The sequence below is a fragment of the Microcystis sp. LE19-84.1B genome (assembly GCF_027531875.1).
In the GTDB taxonomy this organism is placed as follows: domain Bacteria; phylum Cyanobacteriota; class Cyanobacteriia; order Cyanobacteriales; family Microcystaceae; genus Microcystis; species Microcystis panniformis.
In genome coordinates, this window is the sequence record NZ_JAPZSR010000323.1 from 1 (window position 1) to 3,816 (window position 3,816).

General features: G+C 45.2%; 3 protein-coding genes and 1 pseudogene. 2 read left to right on the forward strand and 2 right to left on the reverse strand.

What is annotated here, in order from left to right; genetic code table 11:
- Window positions 1–190: 190 nt before the first annotated feature.
- Window positions 191–568, reverse strand: coding sequence for a plastocyanin (gene petE / locus O9324_RS18295; RefSeq protein ID WP_288140934.1), 378 nt, complete (start codon window positions 566–568; stop codon window positions 191–193).
- A 192-nt stretch (window positions 569–760) separates the two neighbouring features.
- On the opposite strand from petE, the gene petJ reads away from it, so the two are divergent.
- A complete protein-coding gene (gene petJ / locus O9324_RS18300) occupies window positions 761–1,081 on the forward strand; it encodes a cytochrome c6 PetJ (protein ID WP_353851728.1) in 321 nt (106 codons plus the stop codon).
- A gap of 116 nt (window positions 1,082–1,197) precedes the next feature.
- Window positions 1,198–2,877 carry a DUF3352 domain-containing protein gene (locus O9324_RS18305; RefSeq protein ID WP_288140935.1) on the forward strand — a complete coding sequence of 560 codons (1,680 nt, stop codon included), beginning with the start codon at window positions 1,198–1,200 and terminating at the stop codon, window positions 2,875–2,877.
- A 201-nt stretch (window positions 2,878–3,078) separates the two neighbouring features.
- On the opposite strand, the pseudogene O9324_RS18310 reads toward O9324_RS18305, so the two are convergent.
- Window positions 3,079–3,372: pseudogene (locus O9324_RS18310) on the reverse strand (hypothetical protein); the annotation flags it as partial.
- Window positions 3,373–3,816 lie beyond the last annotated feature (444 nt).

Genomic DNA, 3,816 nt, shown 5'->3' on the forward strand with positions numbered 1-3,816 from the left:
CTTCCCCACTTCCCCACTTCCCCACTTCCCCACTTCCCCACTTCCCCACTTCCCCACTTCCCCACTTCCCCACTTCCCCACTTCCCCACTTCCCCACTTCCCCACTTCCCCACTTCCCCACTTCCCCACTTCCCCAAAAAAACAACCCGCGGCAGTTAACCGCGAGTTATTTTTGCTTAAAATCGGATCATTACTGAACGGTAATCGTTCCGACCATACCGGCGCCGCGATGGGGTTCGCAGTAGTAGCTGTAAGTACCCGGTTCGCTGAAAGTGCTTTCAAAGGACTCCCCGGCGGAAAAAGCCAGACCTTTATGGGATAATTTGCTGGCTTGGGCTTCGGGAACTTTGGCACTATCGAAAACGATGTTATGGGGAGAAAGTTTGTTATTGACCCATTTCACCGTATCTCCTGCTTTAATAGTCAGGGTGGGGGGATCAAATTGTAGTGTGCCTGCATCACCGCCCATCTTCACCGTGAAGGTTTCCGCAGCAGCGGAGGCAGTGTTGAAGAAGAAGCTAGAGACGACTAGCACCACGGTAGCGACCAATAAACCTAATTTTTTCATGCTTGTTAATCCTTTACACGAGGGGAGATGACAAGTTTGACAGCCTGTCTTTTGACAAAAAAGTAAAAGTTTGCTTTTAACTGTCCCATGAATTGATTCTACACCAAGTTTGACAGCTTGTCTTTTGACAAGAAAACCGTTTTTTTCTGACCATGGTTGGGGAATTTCTGAAGAAATAGAGGAGAACCAATCGTGAAAAGATTATTAATTTCCCTGTGCTTGCTCTTGGCTGTGGTTACTTTCGGTATGGCTCGTCCCGCTTTAGCTGATGGGGCTTCGATTTTCAGTGCTAACTGCGCTTCCTGTCACATGGGCGGTAAAAACGTGGTTAATGCCGCTAAAACCCTGAAAAAAGAAGATTTAGCTAAATACGGCAAAGATTCCGTTGAAGCTATCGTTACCCAAGTTACCAAAGGTATGGGTGCGATGCCGGCTTTCGGTAGTCGTCTCAGCGCTGAAGATATCGAAGCTGTAGCTAATTATGTCCTCGCTCAAGCGGAAAAAGGCTGGTAAAAGTTAGTTATCGGTGGCGAGTTATCGGTTATCAGTCTGGTAAGAATTGTAGCGATCGAAATTCTTGGGTCAATTGCTGGCTTAAAATAGCTAATGGTTCATCTCGGGGCAAGGTTGTGAAATTGCGATCGTTTTTCTATATTTTAGGTGCGACGGTAATCATTCTCCTAGGAGTCGCTACAGCCAGTTTTGCTTGGATTCTCGCCGATAGTCCTCTGTCTTTGCTCAAAGGTGGGGTGCTGCGGGAACCGGCGGCGGCGATTTTTGTGCCGAAACAGGCCCCGGTTATGGTATCCTTGCTGGTCAATCCCGAACGTTTGGAGTCTTTTGGTCAATTAATCGCTACACCGGCTAATCGACGACGTTCCCACCAAGAAATTAAGGATTTAGAAAAAAGTCTGCTCGGTAAAACGGGATTGAATTATCAAAAGGAAATCAAACCCTGGTTAGGGGAAGAAATCACCCTCGCTGTTACTTCCCTAGATTTCGATCGCGATACCGATAATGGTATCCAACCGGGTTATCTTTTGGCAATTCAAAGTAAAGATGGCGAACGCGCTAAGGAGTTTCTGCAAGCTTCCTACTCAAAACAGGCGGTTTCGGGCAAATTTGACCTGGTTTTTGAACCCTACAAGGGAGTTAACCTAATCTATCAACGTCCCTTGACTGCGGGAGATAATAATCGTTTTCTCGCTAGTGCCGTGGTGGGTGATACGGTGCTTTTTGCCAATAATATCAAGGTTTTGCGCGAGGCACTTAATAACGTGCAAGTACCAGATTTAAACCTAAAAAATAGCCCCGATTACCGAGAAGCCCTCAAAAATATCACTGAACCGCGTATAGCTATAGTTTACGGCAATTTACCCCCGTTATCGGCTTGGATAGCTAATCAACCCGTCCCGGAGAGTCCCGAAGCAAAACAACGATTAGCCACGGCTTTTACGCTCAAATCCGGGGGAATAGTCGCTCAAACCGCCTTAATTGGGGTTTTAGGACAGGATGACCAAGCACCAATTTTATCTAGTCCCGTGGGAGCATTATCTTTTATCAGCGAAAATAGCCTTTTAGTCGCCGCTAGTCGCGATTTAAATCGTTTTTGGACTCAGGTAGAGGAGGGGTTAGAAGCGGATAGTCCCCTACAGGAATTAATAACACAGGTCTTAAACCGCTTCCAGTCGCCTTTAGGTTTAAATTTGCCTGAAGACGTTTTTAGCTGGGTTAGAGGCGAATATAGTCTCGCTCTCGTGCCTAATTCAAAGGGGATGGAACCCGATAGTGTTTTTGTAGGGGAACGGGTGATGGGAGTAGAGGTGGACAGTGCGATCGAGCATTTGGATGAGTTGGCCCGCAGTCGCCGCTATAATGTGGTTAATCTGCCTTTACTCGATCGATCGGTGACAGCTTGGACAAAGTTAACCACGGCGGTCCCAGAGGGAAAAGCGCAACTAGAGACGCTCGTGACGGGGGTGCATACTAGGGTCGATAATTATGAAATTATCGCTAGTTCTGTGGAAGCGATGGGTTTAGCTTTATCTGCACAGAAAAACCCCATTTTAGGTAGTGGTAAGTTTCGACAGGCAATTACTGCTTTACCCGCAGAAAATGATGGTTATTTTTACGTCGATTGGCGACAATTGCAACCAGTTATTGAGTCGAAATTCCCGATCGTGCGGGTGTTAGAATTATCGATTAAGCCTTTATTTAATAATCTGCGTTCTCTTACTATTAGCAGCCAAGGCAGTGAAAATTCTGTGCGTCGGGGAACGATTTTCTTTAATCTGGGAGTGAAATCTTAATCAGTTATCAGTTATCAGTTATCAGTTATCAGATAGAATCTTGTAGGTTTGGTTGAGCGATTTAATACTTAGGGGAAACCTGCTCGATTCAATGATTTGAGCGAAACCCAACATTATTGACGACATTGGTGTGGTTGGGTTTCGCTCAAGCGTCGCTAATATTTGACAGACAAGAGTTATTATTGCTCAACCCAACCTACTGCTGTTGATAACTTGTTTAATTTGTTGTGCTAGGGTTTGGATTTCTTGGGGAAAATTGGGGTCTTTGAGCATTTCTACCTGTAAAAAAGGAACCACTTGCTGTTCAATCATCGCCTCGGATTTGGTTTGTTCTGCTGCCGCTAAAACCTGAGCGGCGGCGAGTTCCTTTTGTAACTTTTGCTTAATTTTTTGCCACAATTATACACCTTTATCCATTGCTCCTTCCGTTAATTTACCGATAACAGCTTCAAAGGCGATTTTAGCGATTTCGGCGGCGGCTAATTCGGCTAACATAATTATCAATGGGGGGAATTTTTCGCCATTCTAGCACAACTATTTGGGGATGAAAGCAGGAAAGTCAATCACTCATGTTATCGGGAATCACCGTTCCTTTGATCCCCCCTTAATCCCTCCTTGATAGTAGGGTTGATTCATGAATCAACCCTACCCTTGATAAGGGGGGTGCCGATCCCCCCTTAATCCCCCCTTGATAAGGGGAGTGCCGATCCCCCCTTAATCCCCCCTTGATAAGGGGGGTGCCGATCCCCCCTTAATCCCCCCTTGATAAGGTAGGGCTGTTTCATTTAAATTAATTACAGCTGATTTTGAGTCAATAAATTTGACCGAAGATTCTCAAGTTTATCTTTTTCTAATCAAAAGAGTTAGTCACAATAACTAATATTTAATCCTCTGCCAATATTTATTATGAATAAATTGATAAAGCTTGTTCCCAAGCCA